Origin of the sequence: Streptomyces sp. NBC_01232 (assembly GCF_035989885.1) — a bacterium.
Taxonomy (GTDB): Bacteria; Actinomycetota; Actinomycetes; order Streptomycetales; family Streptomycetaceae; genus Streptomyces.
In genome coordinates this window covers 4,535,707-4,558,683 of record NZ_CP108518.1, presented here as the reverse complement: position 1 = coordinate 4,558,683, position 22,977 = coordinate 4,535,707, and the positions used below count along the sequence as shown (strand labels likewise).

Sequence of the window (22,977 nt, the reverse complement as noted above, 5' to 3'; positions counted from 1 at the left end):
CCATGGCAACGGGGACGGGGACCGCGAGCACGAGCGGGAACGGGAGCACGAGCGGGAGCGGGGCGGGGGCAGGGGCGGCGGCAGGGGCGGGCACCGCGCTCGGCACGGGGCGGGTGCGGGCCGGCGGCGGCCGGCTGCGCCGCACCCTGCTGGCGGCTCTGGTCGCCGCGGCCGTGGCGGTCCCCATCACCGCAGTCGCCTCGCCGAAGGTTCCGGCCCCCGCGCCCGCCACGTTCGCCGAGGACGCCACGCCCCGGAGCCGGTATGCCGCCAACAGCGCCAACATCGCCGAGGCGGTCCGTATGGCCGAGGGCGCCGACCGTCCGGGGAGGGCGGCCGGGCTGCGCGCCATGGGGGCGGGCGGAGCAGGGCAGTTCCTCACCTTCGACGGCCGGGGGAAGGGACGGGCCGTCGAGGTGTTCGGCGAGCTGGAGAGCGCCGACCGGGTCGCCGTCCTGGTGCCCGGCTCCGACACCACCCTGGACACCTACGAGAGGTTCCGTGCGGGGGCCCTCTCCCTCCAGCAGCGCCTGCGGGCCGCGCATCCGCGCTCCGCCGTGGTCGCCTGGCTCGGGTACGACACCCCCGGCACGGTGAGCACCACCGTGCTGACCGCCGCCCGGGCCGACGAGGCCGCAGCAGAACTGGCTCCCTTCCTGGACCGGTTGGGGGCCATGGCGGAGCCCGGGGCCCAGGTATCCCTCCTGTGCCACTCCTACGGCTCCGTGGTCTGCGCCCGGACCGGGACCGGGAACGCGGTCAGCGACATGGTGCTGTTCGGCAGCCCGGGCACGGGGGCCGGAGCCGCACGGGAGCTGCCGACCGGCGCCCGGGTGTGGGCCGGCCGGGGCAACGGGGACTGGATAGGCAACGTCCCGCACGTCCGGATCGGCGGAATCGGATTCGGGACCGACCCGGTCGACCCCGTCTTCGGGGCCCGGGCCTTCACCGCCGGCGCCGTCGGCCACAGCGACTACCTCAAGCCGGGCACCGCGTCCCTGGACAGCCTGGCCGCCATCGTCCTCGGCACCACCGCTCCCGCATCGGAGGCCGACCATGCGTAGGCTCCGCGCCCGCTGGAACGCCCTGGCGGCGGGCATCGACGCGGCCACCCCGGCCGACCGTGACCGGACCGTGGACGCGCTGCGGGCCTTCGCGATCCTCGGCGTGGTGCTCGGCCACTGGCTGGTCACCGCACTGACCGCCCATGACGGCGGTCTGAGCACCACCAGCCCGCTGGCGCACATGCCGTGGCTGGCGCCGGTGTCCTGGATGTTCCAGACGCTGTCCGTCTTCTTCCTGGTCGGCGGCCATGTCGCCGCCCGCGGGTACGCGTCGGCGCGCGAGCGCGGCGTCTCGTACGGCGCCTGGGTCGGGCAGCGGCTGGGGCGGCTGTTCCGTCCGGTCGCCGCGGTGCTCGTCCTCTGGGCGGTCGTCGCGGGCGGGATGCTGGTCGGCGGGGCGGAGTTCGACACCGTCCGGTCGCTGGTCGGTCTGGTGCTGTCGCCGCTGTGGTTCCTGCTGGTGTTCGCCGCGCTCACCGCGGCGACCCCGCTCGTGGCGCGGCTCGGCCCGCTGTGGCCGCTGGCCGTGGTGGCCGCCGTGGACGTGTGGCGCTTCGGGCTCGCAGGGCCCGCGTGGATCGGCTGGGTCAATGTGGCCGCCGGCTGGCTCGTCCCCTTCACGCTGGGCGCCGCCTGGTCCCGTGGGGCCTTCGCCCGGCGCCGGCCGGCGCTGCTCCTGTTCGGCGCGGGGGCCGCGGCCACGGCCGCGCTGATCCTCTGGGGCGGGTACCCGGCGTCCATGGTGGGTGTCCCGGGGGCCTCGGTATCGAACCTGAGCCCGCCGACGCTGGCCGCGGCCGCCTTCGGACTGGCCCAGTGCGGGCTGGCCCTGCTGGTGCGCGAGCCGCTGGCCCGGATCGTGCGACGGCCCTCGGCCTGGGCGAAGGTGGCCCTGGTCAACCTGTCCGCCATGACCGTCTTCCTGTGGCACCAGACCGCCATGATGGCCGTCACCGCCCTCGGGCTGCTGGTCTCGGCCGACCTTCCCGGGCTGCACACCGTGCCCGATTCGGCGGGCTGGATAGCGGCCCGGCTGCTGTGGCTCCCGGTGTTCGCCGCCGCACTGGCGCTCTGCTGGGCCGCGTTCCGTGTCCACGAGCAGGGCGGGCGCCGCCCGAAGCCTTCCCCCGCTTCCCCCGCTTCCCGTTCAGCCCGCGCCGCCCGTGCCGCCGCCGTCTCCCGTACCGGAGCGGGCCCCGCCAAGGAGAGAACCCATGTCTAGGGCCCGCCTTAGCCTGGACGGCGTGAACCAGCAGACCGAGCCGCCTTCCGCCGACACAGCCCGCCTCCGCCTGCCGCGCGGCCTGGCCCGGGAGCTGTTCACCGTGAAGCGGGACCCCCTCCCGAAGATGTCACGGCCGCGCTGGCTGGCCTGGCTGCCGCATGTGGTCCTCTGCTATGTGGCCATCCCCTGCGGTGTCCTCACGGGCATGCAGCTGAACGACCATTACAAGGTGGTCGGTTCGGCCGTCCTGGGCCTGTCGCTGCTGACGTCCGTCTCCGTCGTGCTCAGCATGTTCCGGCCGATCGCCGCCTGGTGGCTCGGTCTCGTCACCACGGCCCTGATCGCGTGGGTCATCCACGACCACGTCGGCCAGGGACAGTCCTGGCCCTGGACCCCCGCCGGGCCGGCCACGGTCGCGCCCCTGATCCTGATGGTCGCCCTGCGGGTGCCGCCCCGGGTGACCGTCGCGGTCATCGGCATCACGCTCGCCCTCAACGGCCTGGCCGACGTCGTCCTCAGGCCGCCGCAGAGCCAGACGATCATCGGCGGGGTGGCCCTCCTCTTCGGGTTCGTGGGGATCCTCGGCTACGCCCTGCGCGCCACCCGCCTCACCCGCGGCAAACTCGTCGAGCAGGAGACCCTCACGGAGGAGGAGCGGGCCCGGCGCACCCTGCTGGAGGAGCGCAGCCGGATCGCCCGCGAACTGCACGACGTGGTCGCCCACCACATGTCGGTGATCTCCATCCAGGCGCAGGTCGCCCCGCACCTCGTGGAGAACCCGTCGGAGGAGCTCAAGGAGAATCTGGCCGGCATCCGGGAGAACGCGCTGGAGGCACTGACGGAGCTGCGGCGGGTGCTGGGCGTGCTGAGGTCGGAGCAGCCCGACGATCCCGCGAACCCCCACCATCCGCAGCCGACCCTCGGCGAGCTCGACGGCCTCGTGGACAACGTGCGGGGGGCCGGGCTGGACGTCACGACCGAGATCGCGGGGATACGGCGGCCGCTGACCCCGGGCGTGGAGCTCACCGCGTACCGGATCGTGCAGGAGGCGCTGAGCAACTGTCTGCGCCATGCGCCCGGTTCGCAGGTGGAGGTGGGCATCGCCTACGGGCCGCGTGATCTGCACCTGTGCGTCGCGAACTCCGCGCCGACCCGGTCGGCCCCGCCCTCGCCCGGAGCGGGGCACGGGCTGCTGGGGATGCGGGAACGGGCGGGCATGCTGGGGGGCGAGCTGGCCGCCGGCCCGCGCCCCGACGGGGGGTACGAGGTGAGCGCCGTACTCCCGATGGATCCGCAGGACCGGCCCGCGGTTCCCGAACCCGAGACGAAGAGGGCCTCATGAGCACCCCGATCAAGGTGATGATCGCCGATGACCAGATGATGGTCCGGCAGGGCTTCACCGTGCTTCTCAACGCACAGCCCGACATAGAGGTCGTGGGACAGGCGGTGGACGGGGCCGACGCGGTGGCGAAGGTCGCCGAGCTGGCCCCGGACGTGGTGCTGATGGACATCCGCATGCCGGGGATGGGCGGGATCGAGGCCACGTCCGTCATCACCGGTGTTCCGGACGCCGCCGTGAAGGTGCTGGTGCTGACGACTTTCGATCTCGACGAGTACGTGTACGAGGCGCTGCGGGCCGGAGCCTCCGGGTTCCTGCTCAAGGACGCCTCGGCCGACCAGCTCGCCGAGGCGGTGCGGGTGGTGGCGGCCGGCGAGGCGCTGCTCTCGCCGAACATCACGAAGCGCCTGATCACGGAGTTCTCCCGGCTGGGGGCGCCGCGGGCGCCGTCCCGGGCCCGGATCGAGGCGCTGACCGAGCGGGAGACCGAGGTGCTGTCGCTGATCGCCCAGGGCCTGTCGAATGCCGAGATCTCGGAGCACCTGGTGCTGGCCGAGCAGACGGTGAAGACGCATGTGAGCCGGATCCTGGTGAAGCTGGGGCTGCGGGACCGCACGCAGGCGGCGGTGTTCGCGTACGAGACGGGTCTGATCCGTCCGACGGGCTACTGAGGAACCCGTGTAGTACTTGAGGGGGACCCCGAGAAATCCCCATCAGCGGCGACGCGGACCAGAGCGGTACAGACCTACGGTGTGTGTATGACCGAGAGGACCACCGGGGGGACAGCCCGGACGCCTGAATTCCGACTGGCATCGGATGTGATCGGGACCCTGCGCCGGGACCTCGTCACCGATGCCTTTGCGTACCGGCCGCTGCCGCTGGCGGACACCTCCGGGCGCTTCGTACGCCGGCTTCCCGGGGTGCTGCGCCGGTACGCACCGTGGCGGCGGCATGCGGCGGTGGGATTCCTGGCCTTCCTGGTCGGGACGATATCGCTGAACACGCAGTCGGACGCCTGGGGTGACCTGGGGCCGATCGCCATGACGTTCCTGACGGCGGCGCCGGTCCTGATGACGCTGGTGCGGCCGGTCGGCGCGTGGTGGGCGGCCATCGCGATGACGGTGGTGACGGCCGGCATCGGTAGTGGCTTCAACTGGCCCTGGACCGACGGCAGTTTCGCCTCCTACATCGTGGTCATGTTCCTCGTCACGCTGCGGACCGGGCCCCGGGTGGCGGCCTGGATGTGGACGCTCACCCTCGTGCTGGGCACGGGAATCTCCGTCCTGTTCAACGGCCGATGGGGTTCGAACATGCCGGAGATGGCGCTGACCTCGGCCTTCGCCCTGGTGATCGCCGGCAGTATCCAGATACGTCGGGACGCGAAGGCGGAGGTGAGCGCGCAGCAGGAGGTCACGGCCGTCGAGCGGGACAAGCGGACCCTGCTGGAGGAGCGGACCACGATCGCGCGGGAGCTGCACGATGTGGTGGCCCACCACATGTCGGTGGTGGCGATCCAGGCGGAGGCCGCACCGTACCGGGTGAAGAATCCGCCGCCGGAGCTGGAGGCGGCCTTCGTCACCATCCGTGAGAACGCGGTGGCGGCCCTGACGGAGCTGCGACGGGTGCTGGGTGTGGTGCGCTCCGCGGACTACGAGGCGCCGGACGCCCCGCAGCCGACGCTGGCCTCGCTGGACGGCCTGCTGGCCAATGTGCGGGAGACCGGGCTGAGCGTGCAGAAGACGATCACGGGCGCGGTGCGGGAGCTGCCGCAGGGTGTGGAGCTGTCGGCGTACCGGATCGTCCAGGAGGCCCTGAGCAACACGCTGCGGCACGCGCCGGGAGCCACGGCCGAGGTGGAGGTCTCGTACGTGCTGGGCGGCATCGGGATACGGATCGTCAACGACCCGGCGACGGGGGATGTGCGGCCCTCGCCCGGGGCCGGGCACGGGATCACCGGGATGCGAGAGCGGGTGGCCATGCTGGAGGGGGAGATGACGGCGGGCCGGACCCCCGCGGGCGGGTACGAGGTGGCGGTGTTCATACCGGTGCCGCACCGTGCGGAGCCGGCGCCGGAGCCGCAGGAGGGGACGGTATGACGATCAGGGTGCTGATCGTCGACGACCAGATGATGGTCCGCGAGGGGTTCTCCGTTCTGCTGAACGCGATGGACGGCATCGAGGTGGTCGGCGAGGCGGTCGACGGCCGGGAGGCCATCGACCAGGTGGCGGCACTGCGGCCGGATGTGGTGCTGATGGACATCCGGATGCCGCTGATGAACGGGCTGGAGGCCACGCGGGAAATCGTGGCCTCCGACACGGACGCGAAGGTGCTGGTCCTGACGACCTTCGACCTCGACGAGTACGTGTACCAGGCGCTGCGGGCCGGGGCCTCCGGGTTCCTGCTCAAGGACGCATCGGCCCGTCAGCTGGCCGACGGGGTAAGGGTGGTGGCGGCCGGCGAGGCCCTGCTGGCGCCCTCGGTGACCAAGCGGCTGATCGTGGAGTTCTCGAAGATCTCCGAGGCGCGCAAGTTCGGGGACCCTGCCGGGGTGGGGGAACTGACGGAGCGGGAGACGGAGGTCCTGGTGCTGATCGCACAGGGGCTGTCGAACGCGGAGATAGCCGACCGGCTGGTCGTCGCGGAGTCCACCATCAAGACCCATGTGAGCCGGATCCTGGTGAAGCTGGGCCTGCGGGACCGGACCCAGGCGGCGGTGTACGCGTACGAGACCCGGCTGGTGACACCCTCCTGATCGGGCGGGCCTGCCCTTAGGGTGCGGGGATGGGCTTTGATCCGTGGGATGCCGCGTTCGTCGCCGATCCGTACCCGGCCTACCGGGAGTTGCGGGAGCAGGGGCGGGCCGTGTGGTGCGAGGCCACCGGGCAGTGGCTGGTGCCGCACTACGCCGATGTGAGTGCGCTGTTGCGGGACCGGCGGCTGGGACGGACCTACCTCCACCGGTTCTCGCACGAGGAGTTCGGGCGCGAGGCGCCACCGCCGGAGCACGAGCCCTTCCATGTGCTCAATGGCAACGGCCTGCTGGACCTGGAGGATCCCGCGCACGCGCGGGTGCGCAGGCTGGTGGCGAAGGCCTTCACCCCGCGGACGGTGGAGCGGCTCGTGCCCGCCGTGCAGCGGCTGGCCGGGGAGCTGGTCGGGCGGTTGCGCGCGGACGGGGGCGGGGATCTGCTCACCGTCGTCGCCGAGCCGCTGCCGGTGGCGGTGATCGCGGAGCTGCTGGGCGTGCCCGAGGCGGACCGGGGGCCCCTGCGGCCGTGGTCGGCGGACATCTGCGGGATGTTCGAGCTGCGGCCGGACGAGGAGACGGCGCGGCGTGCGGTGCGGGCGAGCGTCGAGTTCAGCGCGTACCTGCGCGGGCTGATCGCCGAGCGGCGCAGGCACCCCGGGGAGGATTTGATCTCCGGGCTGATCGCCGCCCACGATGAGGAGGGGCGGCTCAGCGAGCAGGAGATGATCTCCACCTGTGTGCTCCTGCTGAACGCCGGGCACGAGGCCACCGTGAACACGACCGTCAACGGCTGGTGGGCGCTGTTCCGCAATCCCGCGCAGCTCGCCGCGCTCCGCACGAGCCGCGATCCCGAAAAGTTGTCCACAGCTGTGGATGAACTCATGCGGTACGACACTCCCCTCCAGATGTTCGAGCGCTGGGTGCTCGACGACATCCGGATCGGGGACACCGTCATCCCCCGCGGAGCCGAGGTCGCGCTGCTCTTCGGGTCCGCGAACCGGGATCCGGCGCGCTTCGACGATCCCGACGCGCTGGACCTCGTACGGGCCGACAATCCGCATCTGACCTTCGGGGCCGGGATCCACTACTGCCTCGGGGCGCCCCTGGCGCGGCGGGAGTTGGAGGCCTCGTTCGGGGCGCTGCTCGCGGAGGGGGTCCCGCCACTGCGGCTCGTCGAGGAGCCGCAGTGGCAGGACGGCTACGTCATCCGGGGGCTGAAGCAGCTGCTCGTGGAGTTCTAGATGAGTCATTCCGAAGTGATCAGTGGTCGTAGGCGATCAGGGAGCGTGTGATTGGCTGTCCGGTCTTGTGGTTGTGCCAGATTGCTGCGGCCGGCGCGAGGACGCGTTGGGCGACGCGGACGGCGACGCCCTCAAAGGTCCGGCCGCCGTGTTGTTCCAGGTCGAGCGCCGTCGTCGAAGGCTGCGACGACCTGGCCGTCTGCGTGTCCCGGTCCGGCCCGAGATTGCCGAACCCTGCGCCATGCTCATGCCATCGGTGTCATAATCGGACATTGTGTGGACAACGCTTGCGCCGCTCATCGGCGTCCTGCTCGGCGGGTTCATGTCGGTGCTGGCCCAGCGCTCGGCAGGACGCGCCTTGGAACGCGGCGAGGCGCGCCGCAGTGTTCGTGAACTTGCCGAGGCGCGCCGCAACGAGCGTCTCACTCACCTCATCGAATTTCTGTCTGCGGTGCAGGAAGCTGAACGAGTCGCGGTGGACCGGCATCACCACAACCTGGCTGACGAGCAGTGGCAGGCCCAGGCAAGGCAGGTCCTTGACAGGGTGTGGGTGATGCAGAAGACGATCCACGTGCTGTGCACGTCTGAGGTCAGCGAAGCGGCACGTAGCCTCGCGTGGGCAGTACAGGAGGTGATCAGGAAGGGCCCCGAAGACCCGGGAGAGCCACAGGACGAGAAGGTCTGGGCGCACATCCGTCCGAGCCGACAGGCATTCCTTGATCTCGTGCGCGACCAGCTCAGTTGAAACCCCGGGGAGGGATTCGGCAGCTGCCGTGAGCGGCCCGGGGCAAGCAGCACCAGCTCCGGCCTCCCTTGTGCGGCGAGCATCATCTACTTCGCCGGCTCCTCGAGGGACGCAAGGCCCGCCTTGGCGCAGGGGGCGTGCATGTCCACGGGCCAGCAGCAGGCCCTCGAATGGCCCCTTGGCCCATCGACAAGCTGATCACGATCACTTCGGAATGACTCGTCCAGGGGCCCGGCCGCCACCCGTCATCGCCGTCGGCCCTAAGCGATCATGTCGCGGCGGCGCCGGGCCGCCGGGCCCGCTGCCGTCAGGGCCACGGCGAGGGCGGTCAGGGCGAGCGGCGGGCCGGCTGATCGAATCCGGAAGCACCGATACCCGCAGACGTGACACCCCCTCCGTGCCATGCTGGAACGCATGAACCTGGAGGACCTGGTACGGCTGCGCCGCGCCCGGGACATGATGGACCGCGAGTACGCCGAACCGCTGGACGTGCAGGCACTCGCGAACGTCGCCCTCATGTCGGCCGGACACTTCTCCCGCAGTTTCCGCTCCGCGTTCGGGGAAACCCCGTACAGCTACCTCATGACCCGCCGAGTCGAACGCGCGAAGGCGCTCCTGCGACGCGGCGACCTGAGCGTGACGGAGGTCTGCTTCGCCGTCGGATGTACCTCACTGGGGTCCTTCAGCTCGCGCTTCACCGAGCTCGTCGGCGAGACCCCCAGCGCCTATCGGGCCCGCAGCCACGACGACGGCGCCGACATCCCGGCGTGCGTCGCCAAGATCTACACGCGACCGGTCAGGATCGGAGAAGCGAAATCCACCCCCTCCTCGTAGCGTCGACGGCATGAACATCAACCTCTCGCAGTGCTTCATCGCAGTCGACGACCACGACAAGGCGCTCACCTTCTACCGCGATGTCCTCGGCCTGGAAGTCCGCAACGACGTCGGGTTCGAGGGGATGCGCTGGGTGACCGTCGGCTCCCCCGCGCAGCCGGACGTGGAGATCGTCCTCGAACCGCCGCTCGCCGACCCCAACGCCTCGCCGGCCGACCGGCAGGCGGTGGCGGAGCTGCTGGCCAAGGGCATGCTGCGCGGCGTGATCTTCTCCACCGACGATGTCGACGCCACCTTCGAACGCATCCGGGCCGCCGGCGGGGAGGTGCTGCAGGAGCCGGTCGACCAGCCGTACGGCGTCCGCGACTGCGCCTTCCGCGACCCGGCCGGCAACATGCTCCGCTTCAACCAGCCCCGCAAGCCCTAAGGACCGACTGCCCAGGAGTCCGCGCAGGCGGCCCGCCCGAGAGATGGAGACACGATGAGCAGGGCCCCCAAGCCGGACCCCCGGTCGCCCGAGCCGCAGGCGCCGCACGCTGCCGACAGCCACGGTCTGATCCGCGTGCACGGTGCACGCGTGAACAACCTCAAGGACGTCAGCATCGAGATCCCCAAGCGCCGGCTGACGGTGTTCACCGGAGTCTCCGGTTCGGGCAAGAGCTCGCTGGTGTTCGACACGATCGCCGCCGAGTCCCAGCGGATGATCAACGAGACCTACAGCACCTTCCTGCAGGGCTTCATGCCGACGCTGGCCCGCCCCGAGGTCGACGTACTCGACGGCCTGACCACGGCGATCACCGTCGACCAGCAGCGGATGGGCGGCGACCCCCGCTCCACGGTCGGCACCGCCACCGACGCCAACGCGATGCTCCGCATCCTCTTCAGCCGGCTCGGCAAGCCGCACATCGGCCCGCCCAGCGCCTACTCCTTCAACGTCGCCTCCGTCCGCGCCAGCGGCGGGATCACGGTCGAGCGCGGCGCCGAGAAGACCAAGACGGTGAAGGCGACCTTCTCCCGCACCGGCGGCATGTGCGTGCGCTGCGAGGGCCGGGGCGCGGTCTCCGACATCGACCTCGCCCAGCTCTACGACGACTCCAAGTCGCTCGCCGAGGGCGCCTTCACCATTCCCGGCTGGAAGTCCGACAGCTTCTGGACCGTACGGGTCTACGCCGAGTCGGGCTTCCTCGACCCGAACAAGCCGATCGCGAAGTTCACCAAGAAGGAGATGCAGGACTTCCTCTACCGGGAGCCCACCAAGGTCAAGGTCGAGGGCGTCAACCTCACCTACGAGGGCCTCATCCCCAAGATCCAGAAGTCCTTCCTGTCCAAGGACAAGGAAGCGATGCAGCCCCACATCCGGGCCTTCGTGGAGCGCGCGGTCACCTTCGCGACGTGTCCCGACTGCGAGGGCAGCCGGCTCAGCGAGGGCGCCCGGTCCTCGAAGATCAAGAAGATCAGCATCGCCGACGCCTGCTCGATGCAGATCAGCGACCTGGCCGAGTGGGTCCGCGGCCTCGCCGAGCCCTCGGTCGCCCCACTGCTGACCGCGCTGCAGCTCACCCTCGACTCGTTCGTGGAGATCGGCCTCGGCTACCTCTCGCTCGACCGGGCGTCCGGCACGCTGTCGGGCGGCGAGGCGCAGCGCGTCAAGATGATCCGCCACCTCGGCTCCTCGCTCACCGACGTCACCTACGTCTTCGACGAGCCCACCATCGGCCTGCACCCGCACGACATCCAGCGCATGAACGACCTCCTGCTGCGGCTGCGCGACAAGGGCAACACCGTCCTCGTCGTCGAGCACAAGCCGGAGACCATCGCAATCGCCGACCACGTCGTCGACATCGGCCCCGGCGCGGGCACTGCGGGCGGCACCGTCTGCTACGAGGGCACCGTCGAGGGACTGCGCTCCGGCGGCACCATCACCGGCCGCCACCTCGACGACCGGGCCAAGCTCAAGCCGTCGGTCCGCAAGCCCACCGGTGCGCTGGAGATCCGCGGGGCAACGGCCAACAACCTGCGCGACGTCGACGTCGACATCCCGCTCGGGGTGCTCACGGTCGTCACCGGCGTGGCCGGTTCGGGCAAGAGCTCGCTGCTGCACAAGTCGCTCTCCCCCGACACCGACGTGGTCTCGATCGACCAGGCCGCGATCCGCGGCTCGCGCCGGAGCAACCCGGCGACCTACACCGGGCTGCTCGACCCGATCCGCAAGGCGTTCGCCAAGGCCAACGGGGTGAAGCCGGCGCTGTTCAGCGCCAACTCCGAGGGCGCCTGCCCCAATTGCAACGGCGCCGGCGTCATCTACACCGACCTGGCGATGATGGCCGGGGTCACGACCACCTGCGAGGAGTGCGAGGGCAAGCGGTTCGAGGCGTCCGTGCTGGAGTACCACCTCGGCGGCCGCGACATCAGCGAGGTGCTCGCGATGTCGGTGACCGAGGCCGAGGAGTTCTTCGGCGACGGTGAGGCGCACACGCCCGCCGCGCACCGCATCCTCACCCGGCTCGCGGACGTCGGGCTCGGCTACCTCAGCCTCGGCCAGCCGCTCACCACGCTGTCCGGCGGCGAGCGCCAGCGGCTCAAGCTGGCCACCCACATGGCGGAAAAGGGCGGCGTGTACGTGCTCGACGAACCGACCACCGGCCTGCACCTCGCCGACGTGGAGCAGCTGCTCGGCCTGCTCGACCGGCTGGTCGAGTCCGGGAAGTCGGTCATCGTCATCGAGCACCACCAGGCGGTCATGGCGCACGCCGACTGGATCATCGACCTCGGTCCCGGCGCCGGTCACGACGGCGGTCTGGTCGTCTTCGAGGGCACCCCCGCCGACCTCGTGGCGGACCGCTCCACCCTCACCGGCGAGCACCTCGCGGCGTACGTCGGCGCCTGAGCCGCCCCGCCCGGCCCCTGCGGCCCCCGCCCCGGACCCCTGCCGCCGCGGTGCCAGGGGTCCGGCGGCTGCCCGGCGTGGTCGGCAGATCCGGCGGCGTTCGCGCCGGACGCCGGGGAGTCCCCCGGACAGCTCAGCCAGGAGCTGCCGCCGGCGGCCTTCGAGTACGGCTGCGGGGCGCGGGCCGGGCGTGGCCCAGCCCGCCGGAGTGCGGGGCCCACAGGGCCCCGCCCGCGGCCGGGTCTCCCGCAATCCGCACCACCTGGGCCGCCCCGGCGGGGACCGCACGGGGCCACGGCCGCGGCGGCAGCACCCGTCGGCCCAGCGGGCCCAGGGTCAGGACGTGCCGCCCGTCGGCCAGCACCAGCACCGGCGGGCGCCACCGGCTGCGGACCACCACGGCCTCGTACGCGGTCCAGGCCGCCCCGGGGTCGCGCAGCACGCGCCGGACCCGCCGGACGGCGTACAGCTCCCGCACCCCGAGGAGCACCGGGCCCAGCAGCGCAGCCGGCACGGCCACCCGCAGCGGCGGCGCACCGAGCAGCGCCCCGGCCACGGCCGGCCAGCAGAACACCGGCAGCAGGCACAGCAGCAGTGCGTCGCGCCGCCAGTCCTCCAGCGCGTCCCGCATCGCTGCCGCCTCCCGTGCACCCGGTGTGGTCACCGGGGCACGGTGAGCGTCCATGCTCCGGGGCGCAGGGTCCACGTACGACGGCGGACCGGGCCGGTCATCGCCGCGTCGGCGCGGTAGCGGAAGTCCGCGCCCGACACCGTGACCGTCTTCGCCCGGGCCGTGACGGTCGACTCGGCGGAGCCGCCGCCGCCCGTCCGGACCACGACCTCCGCCGCGCCGCCGTCGTCCCTGGTGCGAACGGACACGTCCTCCACGGGCCGGTCCACATCCGCCAGCAGCACCCCGTCGGCCTCGACGCGCAGCCGGTGCCGGCCGGTGGCGACGCCGCCGGCCGCCGCCACCGGCCGGACCAGCGTCCGTACCAGCGAGCGGTACGCGCTCCACACCGACGGCCCGGCGGGCCGCTGGACGCCGTGCACCGGCGGGATCCGCAGTGCACCCAGCACCACCCCGTCGCTGTCGTCGACCAGCAGGTCGCAGCTCCGGACCGACCCGTCGAGCACCGCCCGGGCCGCGGAGACGGCCGAAAGCGGCACGCCGAGGGACCGCGCCAGGCCCAGCGAGCCCACGGGGCCGACCGGAACGAGCGCCAGGGGTCCCTCCCCCAGCCCCCGCTCCCGGTGCAGCAGGCCCACGGTGCGCACCAGGGCGCGGTCATCACCGACGATCACCAGCCGCCGATGACCCCGGCGGGCAAGAGCCCGCGCAAATTCCTCCTGCGAATCCGGGAGGCAGATTTTCGCTGCCGCGCCCGCTGACAAAACATCCTTCGCGATCCGCACGGACTCGCCGTCAAGACGGCGGGCGACCGGGTCGACGAGCACGAGCAGGCCGCCTACCGGCGCGCCCGCTTGGCTCATGGTGGGCTCTGGAGCCGACACCTCGGTCCTTCCTCGGGTAGCATCTTTGTGCAAGAGGCCCTTGCGCTATTGCGCCAGGGCCTTCGTCTATTCCGGGGTACCGGTCCGACGGCTCAGCCTGCGGTGTACATCGTCGTACGCCCCCTGACCTTGGACATGCCCCATCCGGAAGAGGTGTACGCCTGTGCCCGCTCTTGTGCTGCTCGGAGCTCAGTGGGGTGACGAGGGCAAGGGAAAGGCCACCGACCTGCTCGGTGGATCCGTTGACTATGTGGTGCGCTACCAGGGCGGCAACAATGCCGGCCACACGGTCGTCGTCGGCGACCAGAAGTACGCGCTCCACCTTCTCCCTTCCGGCATCCTCTCCCCCGGATGCACCCCGGTCATCGGTAACGGTGTCGTCGTGGACCCGGCCGTCCTGCTCTCCGAGCTGCGCGGTCTGAACGAGCGCGGCATCGACACCTCCAAGCTGCTCATCAGCGGCAACGCGCACCTGATCACGCCGTACAACGTCACCCTCGACAAGGTCGGCGAGCGTTTCCTGGGCAAGCGCAAGATCGGTACGACCGGTCGCGGCATCGGCCCGACGTACGCGGACAAGATCAACCGCGTCGGCATCCGCGTCCAGGACCTGTACGACGAGTCGATCCTCGTCCAGAAGGTCGAGGCGGCGCTGGAGGGCAAGAACCAGCTCCTCGCGAAGCTGTACAACCGCCGCGCGATCGACGCCGCCCAGATCGTCGAGGAGATGCTCCAGTACGCGGAGCAGATCAAGCCGTACGTCGCCGACACCACCCTGATCCTCAACAACGCGCTGGACGAGGACAAGGTCGTGCTGTTCGAGGGCGGCCAGGGCACCCTGCTCGACGTCGACCACGGCACCTATCCCTTCGTCACCTCGTCCAACCCGACCGCCGGCGGCGCCTGCACCGGCACCGGCGTGGGCCCGACGAAGATCAGCCGTGTCATCGGCATCCTCAAGGCCTACACGACCCGAGTCGGCGCGGGCCCGTTCCCGACCGAGCTGTTCGACAAGGACGGCGAGGACCTGCGCCGCATCGGCGGCGAGCGCGGTGTCACCACCGGACGTGACCGCCGCTGCGGTTGGTTCGACGCGCCGATCGCACGTTACGCCACCCGCGTGAACGGTCTCACCGACTTCTTCCTCACCAAGCTGGACGTACTGACCGGTTGGGAGCAGATCCCGGTCTGCGTCGCGTACGAGATCGACGGCAAGCGCGTCGAGGAGCTGCCGTACTCGCAGACCGACTTCCACCACGCGAAGCCGATCTACGAATACCTCCCCGGCTGGTCCGAGGACATCACCAAGGCCAAGACCTTCGAGGACCTTCCGGCGAACGCCCAGGCGTACGTCAAGGCCCTGGAGGAGATGTCGGGCGCCCCGATCTCCGCGATCGGCGTGGGCCCCGGCCGTACCGAGACGATCGAGATCAACTCGTTCCTCTAGGCCACGGGTCATACGTCCGAAGGGGCGGCGGGCGCAGATGCGCCGGCCGCCCCTTCGGCGTCGGGCGCAGAAAAGACTTCCCCGCCCTGTCACATTCGTGCGCGCCCCTCCGTCAGTGCTGTGCAGACACCTACTGAAGGAGAGCAGCAGCCATGACGAACACCTCCATCTCGCGGATGCCCGACCCGGCCGTGCTCGTCCCCGAAGTGAACGACATCAGCGCCGCCCTCTTCCGGGCCACCGGCAACCGCTCGGTGCCGCGGACCACGATGAGCCTGGTCCACCTGAGGGCCGGGCAGATCGTCGGCAACACCTACCTGACCGTCCTGAACACCGGGTTCCTCCGCAAGGCCGGGGAGTCCGAGGAGCGCATCACGGCCGTCTCCTCCTGGCAGGACGCCCCCTTCTTCACCGGCGCCGAGCGCGCCGCGCTCGCCCTGGTGGAGGCCACCCTCCAGCCCGCCCCGACCGGCAGGGAGCGGGTCGGCGACGAGCTGTACGCCGAGGTCGCCGCGCACTACGACGACAAGGCCCTCGCCACCCTCACCGTCGCGATCGGGCAGATCAGCTTCTTCATCGCCCTGGCGGTCATCGGCAAGCCGCAGCCGGTGACCTCCCTGGCCGACGAGCAGTGGGGCTGAGCGCCCGGCCCTCACGGGCGGCCACCGTCTCGGCGGGCGGGTTCCGGGCGGGCGGAAATATGATGTGCACGGGCTGTGCACGCAGCGGAAGCAGGGACGGATGGATGCACCTCGGAGTGTTCCGTGAGTCCTCGCCGTGCCCCGCGGGCGGCCAGCGCCGACCTGCTCAGCACGCTCGGACGGCTCGCCGACCAGGCGCGCCGCGGGGTGGAGCTGCAACAGGCCCGGGTGGACCTGGCCGAGGCGCTGCAGAGCGAGATGCTGCCCGCCTCCCTGCCCGCGCTGCCGGGCCTGCGGACCGCCGCCCGCTACTCGCCCGCCCGGCACGGCCTGGACATCGGCGGCGACTGGTACGACGGCTTCCGGCTGCCCGAGGGGGCGCTGGCCTTCTGCATCGGTGACGTCCAGGGGCACGACGTGGAGGCGGCCGCCTTCATGGGGCAGGTGCGGATCTGCCTGCGCGCCGTGGCGGCCGTCGTCGTCGATCCGGGCGAGGTGCTGAGCCGGGCCAACGAGGTGCTGCTCTCCATGGACCGCGAGCTCTTCGCGACCTGCAGCCTGCTCCGCTTCGATCCCGAGACCCGGGAGCTGGAAACCGCCCGGGCCGGCCACGTTCCGGCGGTCTGGGCCACCGTCGACGGCGCGTACGGGATAGCCGACGACGACGGCGGCCTGCCGCTGAACCTGATGCCGGGGGCGGGGTACGCGGTGACCCGGCGCCGGCTGACGAAGGCGGGATCGATCGTCCTGCTCACGGACGGCGTGGTCGAGGGGCCGCAGTTCCCGATCGAGGTGGGACTGGAGCGGGTGTCCAAGGTCGTCCGGGAGGCGGCGGGCACCGATCCGGGCGAGCTGGCCGCCGAGGTGATGAAGGTGGCCGACTCCACCGGCCACTCCGATGACGCCGCGGTGCTCGTCCTCAGCCACGACGCGGCCGACGCCCCCTAGACCGCCCGCTCGCGCGTGTCACGGCCCGTGGGGACGGCCGGGCTGTTGTCTGATGCTGTGGTGCGCACCGAGGGATGGCGACGTCCGACCGAAGTTCTGCTACAGATCCTCGCCGTCGCGCTCGCCTACTACCTGGGCGGACGGATCGGCCTCCTCCAGCGCGTGGTCGTCGACGGCGCCGAGGTCACGCCCCTGTGGCTGCCGACCGGCATCGCGCTGGCCTCCCTGCTCTGGCTGGGCCTGCGGGTGTGGCCGGGGATCGCCATCGGTACGTACCTGTCCATCGAGGGGATCAACGGTTTCGACCTGCCGGGCCTGGTCATCGTGGCGGGGAACACCCTCGCGATGGTGTGCGCGTACCTGATGCTGCGCCGGGCGGGTTTCCGTACCGAGCTGGACCGGCTGCGGGACGCCCTGTCGCTCGTCTTCCTGGGCGGTCTGCTGCCGATGACGATCAGCGCGACGATCGGGACCTGGACGCTGGTGCTCTCCGGGGACCTGCCGGTCGCACAGTTCTGGCCCGTCTGGTCGGCCTGGTGGGCCGGGGACGCGATGGGCGTGATCGTGGTGACCCCGCTGCTGCTCGTGCTGCGCAGGGTCCTGCCGGCCCGCCGGCGCGGCGACGGCTACCGTGCGCTGGAGGTGACGGCCCTGGCCGTCTGCGCCGTCGTCGTCACCCTCGTGGCCACCCGCACCGAGCTCTCGCTGCTCTTCCTCGTCTTCCCGCTGATCATCTGGGCGGCCGTACGCTTCCAGCTCGCGGGGAGCGCTCCGTGCACCCTGCTGGTGTCGGTCCTGTCGATCTCGGCGGCGATCGAGCACGTGGGGCCGTTCGCCGACCGCAGCCTGCTGGAGACCATGATCAACCTCCAGGGCCTCAACGGCGCGGCGGCCCTGACCGGGCTGCTGCTGTCGGCTCTCGTCACCGAGCAGAACAACATCCGCCTGAAGATCGAGCAGGTCTGCGAGGACCTGGCCGAGCTGGTGGAACACCTGGCACCGGGGAAGAAGCCGGACCGCTGGACCGAGCCGGACCCCTAGCCAGGTCGTGGCGGAACCCAGGTCGTGGCGGACACCCAGGGACGTACACGGGGGACACGCACGGACACGCAAAGGGCGCCCCGGGAGCGGATCCCGGGGCGCCCTTTGCGTGGACTAGTTGGTCTCGTAGTAGCCGAAGACGTCGACGACCAGGTCGGTGGTCGCCCACTCCTCCCAGCTCTGGTTGAAGAAGTCGGAGATGCCGTTCTCGCCCGCGCTCGCCTGGACCAGGTTCGCGACGGTGCGGCCGCGGCCGAGCCAGTTGAGGGTGGAGGAGCCGGGAGCCTCCGGCGGCACGGCCGTGCCGTTGCGGTACGCCTCGAGCGAGTTCGGGTCCGGGGCGACCGAGAGGAAGCCGTTGTTGGCGGTGTTGGTGACCGTGGCGTTCAGCACGTAGCCCGAGACGCCGTCGTCCACGGCGTCGGGGGTGAACGTCACGGGCAGGAAGAACCCGCCGGGGATGGCGCCGTAGTACGGGTCCTTGGGCTCCCGGGTGTCCAGTCGGCGGACGGGAGCGATCGGGACGAACGAGCCCTTGCTGTCGAGGCTGTAGTAGCCGACCACGTCGACGACGACGTCGGTACCGGCGTAGGCACCGTTGCGGAAGCTGATCTTCCCGTCCTTGCCGACGGGCACGATCACCGAGTTGGCGATGGTCTGACCGGCACCGAAGTTCAGGCTGGAGGTGTCCGGGGCCGCCTGGCCGCTCGGGAAGACGGTCAGGTGACCGTACTTGCCCGGGTTGGTGACGGTGACGTTCAGCGCGACGGCGGTGATGCCCTGGGGCACGCCGCGCAGGCCGCTGATCTGGGTGCTGAAGGTGTTCTGGCCACCCAGCTGCCCCCTGGACGTACCGAGGCCCTCGCGGGTGTCCACGAATCGGACCGGGGTCATCGGGGTGTAGCCGCTGGCCGACTTCGCGGTGAAGTAGCCGGTGACGTCGGCGATCAGGTGGGCCGATCCGCCCCAGCTGCCGTTGTACAGGTCGACATAGCCGTTCTTGCCGACCGGCACGATGACCTGGTTCGGGACGGTCTGACCGTAGTCCCAGTTGACGTTGGACGTCTTCGGACGCACCCCGTCCTCCGGGAAGGCGGTGACGAACCCGGACGCGAGGGTGTCGGTGGCGGTCACGTTGAGAACGACCGCGGTGACCCCCGCCGGGATGCCGGCGTTGCCGCCGACCTTCACCCGCGCGGTACCGGACGGCTGCACCGCGCCCTGGGGGCCCCCGAGCCCGGTCCGGGTGTCCAGGAGGCGAGTGGGGGCGACCGGGGTGAACTCCGAACCCGCGGTGCCGTACGGCAGCTCGTTGACGACCTCGACCCCGTTGACGGCGTCGGTCACGGTGACCTTGATGTTGTACTCGCCGAGCTCGGCGTAGGCGTGCGAGTGCGCCAGCTCGCCGGCGCCGGAAGCGGCGACGACGTCCTTCTTCCCGTCGCCCCACTCCACCGTGACGGTCAGCGAAGCAGTCTCGCTGATCAGGTCGGTCACCAGCTTCACCCCGTGGGCGGTGGTGCTGGTGGCCGTCAGGACCATGTTCAGGTCCGGGTTGCCCGCAGCGGCGGCAGCCTTCCCCTTGGCTGCCGGCAGCGTCTTGCGGACCGACTTCTCGGCCGGGCTCTTGAAGGTCTTGAAGTTCGGCGCCGCGGCCTTGCCGAGGTCGAAGCTGGACGCCGACGCGGGCGGCGCGACGGGCTCGGCCGCCTGGGCCATGCCCGGTCCGAGACCGATCGTGGCCGCGATGACGGCAACGGAAATTACGAGACGGCGACTGCGCACCGGCCCCCCCATTTTTGAACGTGCTCAGGATTGAGGTTCCAGACTACACAGATCATCGTCGAACGTTCGACGAATATCCGTGCGACCAAGTGGAGTTGGCGGGTTTACGTCCGCAGTGCACCCAATGCCCCTTCCGGCCGGCGCTGTGACGGGAGACACAGGAGGGGGCGGCGTGATCACCCGACCGGGCGGGAAGGTTGGGCTGGACTTTTCTGTTCTCTGAACACGCTCAGAGCAGAACGTGATCAGCGTGCACAGAGATTCGGCCAGGTCGGACCGCGTTTTCGAGCCGGGGGCCTACCAGGCCAGCTGCGAGATCTCCTCGGCGACCACCGCGCACGCGTCCGCCGCCGGATCGATCAGCGGGAAGTGACCGACCGCGTCGAGCAGGGTCAGCCCGACCGTCTCCCCCGCCTTCGCGGCCGCCGCCACGTACGCCTCGGCCACTTGCTGCGGGACCACGATGTCGTCCCGGCCCTGGACCACCGCCGTGGCGATCCCCGTCGGCAGCAGGGCCGCCGGATCGGCGTACGGCAGCCGCTCGTCCCAGTGGTCCGCCCCGCCCAGCAGCTGCGCGCTCGCGCCGCCGCACACGCCCAGCTCCTCCGCCACCGCGAAGTCCGCGATGGGGGCCAGCGCCACCACGCCGCGCAGCATGGGCGGGAACGGCAGCCGCCACGGGGAGCCGGCCGGGAGCACGTGCCGGGCCGCGGCCCACAGCGCGAGGTGACCGCCGGCCGAGTGACCGGTCACCACCGTGCGGCGGACATCGGCCTGCGGGAGCGCCGTCGCGGCCAGCCCCGGCAGGGCGTCCATCGCGGCGGCCACGTCGTCGAAGGTCTCCGGCCAGCGCCCGGCGACCGGCCCCTCGGCGTTCTGGTGCGGCAGGGAACTGCCGCGCCGGTACTCGACGTTGGCGACGGCGAAACCCCGCCGGGCCAGGAAGTCCGCGAAGGGCGTGACGTGCAGGCGGTCGTACGGGGCCCGCCACGCACCGCCGTGCAGCAGCACCACGAGCGGGGCCTGGTCACGGGTTTCGCCGCGCGGGGCGTAGAAGTCGACGACGTGGTCGGGGTGTTCCCCGTACGCGGCGGTCGCGTCCGGCGCCACGGCCGGGTGGGCGAAGGCCGAGGCGGCCTCCGCTGCGTCCCGTTCCACTGCGGCGGGGTCCGTCATCGGCTCAACCTCTCGGTAACGCGTGGGACAGCGGGGACAGATGTTCCGGTCTTCCGGCAGAGCGGGACCGTATCAGTCTGGAACAGGAGTTTCCGTGCGGGGCCCGGAATACGACCGGGCGGACGGAGCCTTAGCCCCGCCCGCCCGGTGATGTGACGTTTCGCTGGGACGTCACCCGAAAATGTGACCCAGTGTCCGTGCGGCACGCTCGGCGTCGGCGAAACCGACGTAGAGCGGAGTGAAGCCGAAGCGCAGGACATCGGGGGCCCGGAAGTCGCCGATGACGCCCCGGGAGATGAGCTCCCCCATGACCTCACGGGCGTTCTCGGTCCGCAGCGAGATCTGGCTGCCGCGGCGGTCGTGCTCGTCCGGGGTGACCGACTCGACCCGGCCCTGCGGGACGTACGCCGCCACGCATTCGAGGAAGAAGTCGGTCAGGGCGAGCGACTTGGCCCGTACGTCCTCGACCGACACCCCGTCCCATGCGTCGAGCGCCGACTCCAGGGCCAGCATGGACAGGATGTCCGGCGTGCCGACGCGGCCGCGGGTCGCGCCCTCGGCCGCCTCGAAGGCCGGGGTCATGGCGAAGGGGTCCGCGTGACCGTTCCAGCCGGGGAGCGGGGAGTCGAAGCCGGCCTGGTGGCGGGCCGCGATGTACAGGTACGCGGGCGCGCCGGGGCCGCCGTTGAGGTACTTGTACGTGCAGCCGACCGCGAGGTCGACGGCGTGCTCGTCCAGGCCGACCGGGAGGGCCCCGGCGGAGTGGCACAGGTCCCAGACCGTGATCGCCCCGGCGGCGCGGGCCGCCGCGGTGAGGGCGGGCAGGTCGTGGAGCCGTCCGCTGCGGTAGTCGACGTGGTTGAGGAGCACCACGGCGGTGTCCGCATCGATCGCCGCGGCGGCCTGCGAGGGGTCCACCGGGACGACGGTCAGGCCCGTCATCCGGGCCGCCGACTGCGCGATGTAGCCGTCGGTCGGGAAGGTCGCGGCGTCGACCAGCATCCTGGTCCGGCCGGGGGCCGCGAGGCGGGCGGCGCCGACCAGGGCCTTGAAGAGATTGACGCTGGTGGAGTCACCGACGACCACCTGGCCGGGGGCCGCGCCGATGAGGGGGGCGAGCTTGTCGCCGATCCGCTCGGGCGCGGTCCACCAGCCGCTCTCGTCCCAGGACCGGATGAGGAGCTCGCCCCACTGCCGGGCGACGACGTCGGCGGTCGTGTCCGCGACACCGGCCGGGAGCGCGCCGAGGGAGTTGCCGTCCAGGTAGACGACCCCCTCGGGGAGGGTGAAGCGCTCGCGGAGCTTCGCGAGCCCGTCGGCGGCGTCCAGCCCGGCCGCACGGTCGCGGAGGTCCGCCTCGATGTCCGCCGGTATGCCCTTGGAGTCGTCAGACATGGCTGCGGGCCGTCCAGAGCTCCGGGAAGACGTTCTTCGTCGCGCGCTTCTCCAGCCAGGTCACGCCGGCCGAGCCACCGGTGCCCGTCTTCGCGCCCATGGCGCGGCGGGTGGCGACCAGGTGGTCGTTGCGCCAGCGCCAGACGAGCTCGGCGACGTCGGTGAGGACCTCGCCGAGGCGGTGCAGGTCCACGGTGGCGACCTCGTCCGGGGCGGCGTACAGGCCCGTCCAGACGGCCTCGACCTCGGCCGAGGGCTCGTAGCGCAGCGACAGGTCGCGGTTCAGGACGGCGTCCGGGACCGGGAGCCCGCGGCGGGCGAGCAGGCGCAGCACCTCGTCGTAGAGGCTGGGCTCGTGCAGGGCCTTCTCCAGCTCCGCGTGGACGCGCGGGGCGCCCCGGTGCGGGACCAGCATGGAGGCGGACTTCTCGCCGAGCAGGAACTCCATCCGGCGGTACATCGCCGACTGGAAACCGGAACCTTCGCCGAGCGCGGCGCGGTAGGCGTTGAACTGTCCCGGGGTGAGCTGGGCGAGCGGGCGCCAGGAGGCGTTGAGGGCCTCCAGCTCGCGGAGGGAACGTTTCAGCGCGTCCATCGCGACCGGGATGCGGTCCTCGCGCAGGGCCTTCGCGGCGGTTTCCCACTCGTGGACGATGACCGTGAACCACAGCTCCATGACCTGGGTCGTCACCAGGAAGACCATCTCGCCCGGGTCGTCCGAACGGAGGTGCTGGAGGTGGGTGAGGACGTCCGCCTGGACGTAGTCCTCGTACGGGGTAGTGCCGTCGAAGTCGAGGTTCGGGGTTTCCGACCCGCCGACTCCGGAGGCATCAAGGGTTTTCGACATCGCTGTCTCCTCGACACGTGCTTCCGGGTAGCGGTCCGCCCCTTCCGTGAGGTGAGTGGAGCCCCGGTCCCCTGCCCGCAGCATAGGACACCGGCGCG

21 protein-coding genes and 1 pseudogene are annotated in these 22,977 nt (G+C 71.4%); 15 read left to right on the top strand and 7 right to left on the bottom strand.

Annotated features, from left to right (window positions below):
- The first annotated feature begins 2 nt into the window (after nucleotides 1-2).
- The 7 genes from OG444_RS21060 (at nucleotide 3) to OG444_RS21030 (ending at nucleotide 7,618) form a co-directional block, all read left to right on the top strand.
- Nucleotides 3-1,064 (top strand): alpha/beta hydrolase, encoded by a 1,062-nt coding sequence (locus tag OG444_RS21060; protein ID WP_327263638.1) that lies wholly within the window; start codon nucleotides 3-5, stop codon nucleotides 1,062-1,064.
- A complete protein-coding gene (locus OG444_RS21055; RefSeq protein WP_327263637.1) occupies nucleotides 1,057-2,286 on the top strand; it encodes an acyltransferase family protein in 1,230 nt (409 codons plus the stop codon). The genes OG444_RS21060 and OG444_RS21055 overlap by 8 nt, the downstream gene beginning before the upstream one ends.
- Nucleotides 2,287-2,308: 22 nt before the next feature.
- Entirely contained in the window at nucleotides 2,309-3,631 is a 1,323-nt protein-coding gene (locus OG444_RS21050) for a sensor histidine kinase (RefSeq protein ID WP_327263636.1), read from the top strand.
- Nucleotides 3,628-4,299 carry a response regulator transcription factor gene (locus OG444_RS21045; RefSeq protein ID WP_327263635.1) on the top strand — a complete coding sequence of 224 codons (672 nt, stop codon included), beginning with the start codon at nucleotides 3,628-3,630 and terminating at the stop codon, nucleotides 4,297-4,299. Before OG444_RS21050 ends, OG444_RS21045 begins: the two co-directional genes overlap by 4 nt.
- A gap of 87 nt (nucleotides 4,300-4,386) precedes the next feature.
- The gene (locus OG444_RS21040; protein ID WP_327263634.1) at nucleotides 4,387-5,724 is read left to right on the top strand and encodes a sensor histidine kinase; all 1,338 of its coding nucleotides are present in this window, start codon (nucleotides 4,387-4,389) and stop codon (nucleotides 5,722-5,724) included.
- The gene (locus OG444_RS21035) at nucleotides 5,721-6,380 is read left to right on the top strand and encodes a response regulator transcription factor (protein ID WP_327263633.1); all 660 of its coding nucleotides are present in this window, start codon (nucleotides 5,721-5,723) and stop codon (nucleotides 6,378-6,380) included. Before OG444_RS21040 ends, OG444_RS21035 begins: the two co-directional genes overlap by 4 nt.
- A 29-nt stretch (nucleotides 6,381-6,409) precedes the next feature.
- The gene (locus OG444_RS21030) at nucleotides 6,410-7,618 is read left to right on the top strand and encodes a cytochrome P450 (RefSeq protein ID WP_327263632.1); all 1,209 of its coding nucleotides are present in this window, start codon (nucleotides 6,410-6,412) and stop codon (nucleotides 7,616-7,618) included.
- Nucleotides 7,619-7,637: 19 nt separating this feature from the next.
- Here OG444_RS21030 and OG444_RS21025 read toward each other — a convergent pair.
- Nucleotides 7,638-7,784: pseudogene (locus tag OG444_RS21025) on the bottom strand (IS982 family transposase); the annotation flags it as partial.
- A gap of 108 nt (nucleotides 7,785-7,892) precedes the next feature.
- Between OG444_RS21025 and OG444_RS21020 the strand changes: the two are divergent.
- The 4 genes from OG444_RS21020 to OG444_RS21005 all read left to right on the top strand — a co-directional run bounded on the left by OG444_RS21020 (nucleotide 7,893) and on the right by OG444_RS21005 (nucleotide 12,084).
- The gene (locus OG444_RS21020) at nucleotides 7,893-8,363 is read left to right on the top strand and encodes a hypothetical protein (RefSeq protein ID WP_327263631.1); all 471 of its coding nucleotides are present in this window, start codon (nucleotides 7,893-7,895) and stop codon (nucleotides 8,361-8,363) included.
- A gap of 414 nt (nucleotides 8,364-8,777) precedes the next feature.
- Complete coding sequence (locus OG444_RS21015; RefSeq protein ID WP_327263630.1) at nucleotides 8,778-9,197, top strand: helix-turn-helix transcriptional regulator; 420 nt, start codon at nucleotides 8,778-8,780, stop codon at nucleotides 9,195-9,197.
- 10 nt (nucleotides 9,198-9,207) lie between these two features.
- Nucleotides 9,208-9,624: a VOC family protein gene (locus OG444_RS21010; RefSeq protein WP_327263629.1), complete on the top strand. Its 417-nt coding sequence runs from the start codon at nucleotides 9,208-9,210 to the stop codon at nucleotides 9,622-9,624.
- A 54-nt stretch (nucleotides 9,625-9,678) separates the two neighbouring features.
- On the top strand, nucleotides 9,679-12,084 hold the full coding sequence (locus tag OG444_RS21005) for an excinuclease ABC subunit UvrA (protein ID WP_327263628.1): 2,406 nt from the start codon (nucleotides 9,679-9,681) through the stop codon (nucleotides 12,082-12,084).
- Between the two features lie 133 nt (nucleotides 12,085-12,217).
- Here the strand turns inward: OG444_RS21005 and OG444_RS21000 are convergent, their stop codons facing one another.
- A complete protein-coding gene (locus OG444_RS21000) occupies nucleotides 12,218-12,748 on the bottom strand; it encodes a hypothetical protein (RefSeq protein WP_327263627.1) in 531 nt (176 codons plus the stop codon).
- Nucleotides 12,745-13,578, bottom strand: coding sequence for a diacylglycerol kinase (locus OG444_RS20995; RefSeq protein WP_327263626.1), 834 nt, complete (start codon nucleotides 13,576-13,578; stop codon nucleotides 12,745-12,747). The genes OG444_RS21000 and OG444_RS20995 overlap by 4 nt, the downstream gene beginning before the upstream one ends.
- A gap of 184 nt (nucleotides 13,579-13,762) precedes the next feature.
- On the opposite strand from OG444_RS20995, the gene OG444_RS20990 reads away from it, so the two are divergent.
- The 4 genes from OG444_RS20990 (at nucleotide 13,763) to OG444_RS20975 (ending at nucleotide 17,676) form a co-directional block, all read left to right on the top strand.
- A complete protein-coding gene (locus OG444_RS20990; protein ID WP_327263625.1) occupies nucleotides 13,763-15,046 on the top strand; it encodes an adenylosuccinate synthase in 1,284 nt (427 codons plus the stop codon).
- Nucleotides 15,047-15,198: 152 nt separating this feature from the next.
- Nucleotides 15,199-15,687 (top strand): carboxymuconolactone decarboxylase family protein, encoded by a 489-nt coding sequence (locus OG444_RS20985; protein ID WP_327263624.1) that lies wholly within the window; start codon nucleotides 15,199-15,201, stop codon nucleotides 15,685-15,687.
- Nucleotides 15,688-15,810: 123 nt separating this feature from the next.
- The gene (locus OG444_RS20980; protein WP_327263623.1) at nucleotides 15,811-16,635 is read left to right on the top strand and encodes a PP2C family protein-serine/threonine phosphatase; all 825 of its coding nucleotides are present in this window, start codon (nucleotides 15,811-15,813) and stop codon (nucleotides 16,633-16,635) included.
- A 57-nt stretch (nucleotides 16,636-16,692) separates the two neighbouring features.
- Nucleotides 16,693-17,676 carry an MASE1 domain-containing protein gene (locus tag OG444_RS20975; RefSeq protein WP_327263622.1) on the top strand — a complete coding sequence of 328 codons (984 nt, stop codon included), beginning with the start codon at nucleotides 16,693-16,695 and terminating at the stop codon, nucleotides 17,674-17,676.
- Between the two features lie 114 nt (nucleotides 17,677-17,790).
- Here OG444_RS20975 and OG444_RS20970 read toward each other — a convergent pair whose 3' ends face one another.
- The 4 genes from OG444_RS20970 to OG444_RS20955 form a co-directional block, all read right to left on the bottom strand.
- Entirely contained in the window at nucleotides 17,791-19,461 is a 1,671-nt protein-coding gene (locus OG444_RS20970; protein WP_327263621.1) for a hypothetical protein, read from the bottom strand.
- A gap of 297 nt (nucleotides 19,462-19,758) precedes the next feature.
- On the bottom strand, nucleotides 19,759-20,637 hold the full coding sequence (locus OG444_RS20965) for an alpha/beta hydrolase family protein (protein ID WP_327263620.1): 879 nt from the start codon (nucleotides 20,635-20,637) through the stop codon (nucleotides 19,759-19,761).
- Nucleotides 20,638-20,808: 171 nt separating this feature from the next.
- Nucleotides 20,809-22,032 (bottom strand): kynureninase, encoded by a 1,224-nt coding sequence (gene kynU / locus OG444_RS20960; protein WP_327263619.1) that lies wholly within the window; start codon nucleotides 22,030-22,032, stop codon nucleotides 20,809-20,811.
- Nucleotides 22,025-22,879 carry a tryptophan 2,3-dioxygenase family protein gene (locus OG444_RS20955; protein ID WP_327263618.1) on the bottom strand — a complete coding sequence of 285 codons (855 nt, stop codon included), beginning with the start codon at nucleotides 22,877-22,879 and terminating at the stop codon, nucleotides 22,025-22,027. The genes kynU and OG444_RS20955 overlap by 8 nt, the downstream gene beginning before the upstream one ends.
- Nucleotides 22,880-22,977: the final 98 nt, after the last annotated feature.

Bases quoted from the DNA above. Each gene is read 5' to 3' on its own strand.
- OG444_RS21060 (WP_327263638.1), top strand. From the start codon at position 3: ATGGCAACGGGGACGGGGACCGCGAGCACGAGCGGGAACGGGAGCACG.
- OG444_RS21055 (WP_327263637.1), top strand. From the start codon at position 1,057: ATGCGTAGGCTCCGCGCCCGCTGGAACGCCCTGGCGGCGGGCATCGAC.
- OG444_RS21045 (WP_327263635.1), top strand. From the start codon at position 3,628: ATGAGCACCCCGATCAAGGTGATGATCGCCGATGACCAGATGATGGTC.
- OG444_RS21040 (WP_327263634.1), top strand. From the start codon at position 4,387: ATGACCGAGAGGACCACCGGGGGGACAGCCCGGACGCCTGAATTCCGA.
- OG444_RS21035 (WP_327263633.1), top strand. From the start codon at position 5,721: ATGACGATCAGGGTGCTGATCGTCGACGACCAGATGATGGTCCGCGAG.
- OG444_RS21030 (WP_327263632.1), top strand. From the start codon at position 6,410: ATGGGCTTTGATCCGTGGGATGCCGCGTTCGTCGCCGATCCGTACCCG.
- OG444_RS21015 (WP_327263630.1), top strand. From the start codon at position 8,778: ATGAACCTGGAGGACCTGGTACGGCTGCGCCGCGCCCGGGACATGATG.
- OG444_RS21010 (WP_327263629.1), top strand. From the start codon at position 9,208: ATGAACATCAACCTCTCGCAGTGCTTCATCGCAGTCGACGACCACGAC.
- OG444_RS21005 (WP_327263628.1), top strand. From the start codon at position 9,679: ATGAGCAGGGCCCCCAAGCCGGACCCCCGGTCGCCCGAGCCGCAGGCG.
- OG444_RS20995 (WP_327263626.1), bottom strand. From the start codon at position 13,578: ATGAGCCAAGCGGGCGCGCCGGTAGGCGGCCTGCTCGTGCTCGTCGAC.
- OG444_RS20985 (WP_327263624.1), top strand. From the start codon at position 15,199: ATGACGAACACCTCCATCTCGCGGATGCCCGACCCGGCCGTGCTCGTC.
- OG444_RS20965 (WP_327263620.1), bottom strand. From the start codon at position 20,637: ATGACGGACCCCGCCGCAGTGGAACGGGACGCAGCGGAGGCCGCCTCG.
- kynU (WP_327263619.1), bottom strand. From the start codon at position 22,032: ATGTCTGACGACTCCAAGGGCATACCGGCGGACATCGAGGCGGACCTC.
- OG444_RS20955 (WP_327263618.1), bottom strand. From the start codon at position 22,879: ATGTCGAAAACCCTTGATGCCTCCGGAGTCGGCGGGTCGGAAACCCCG.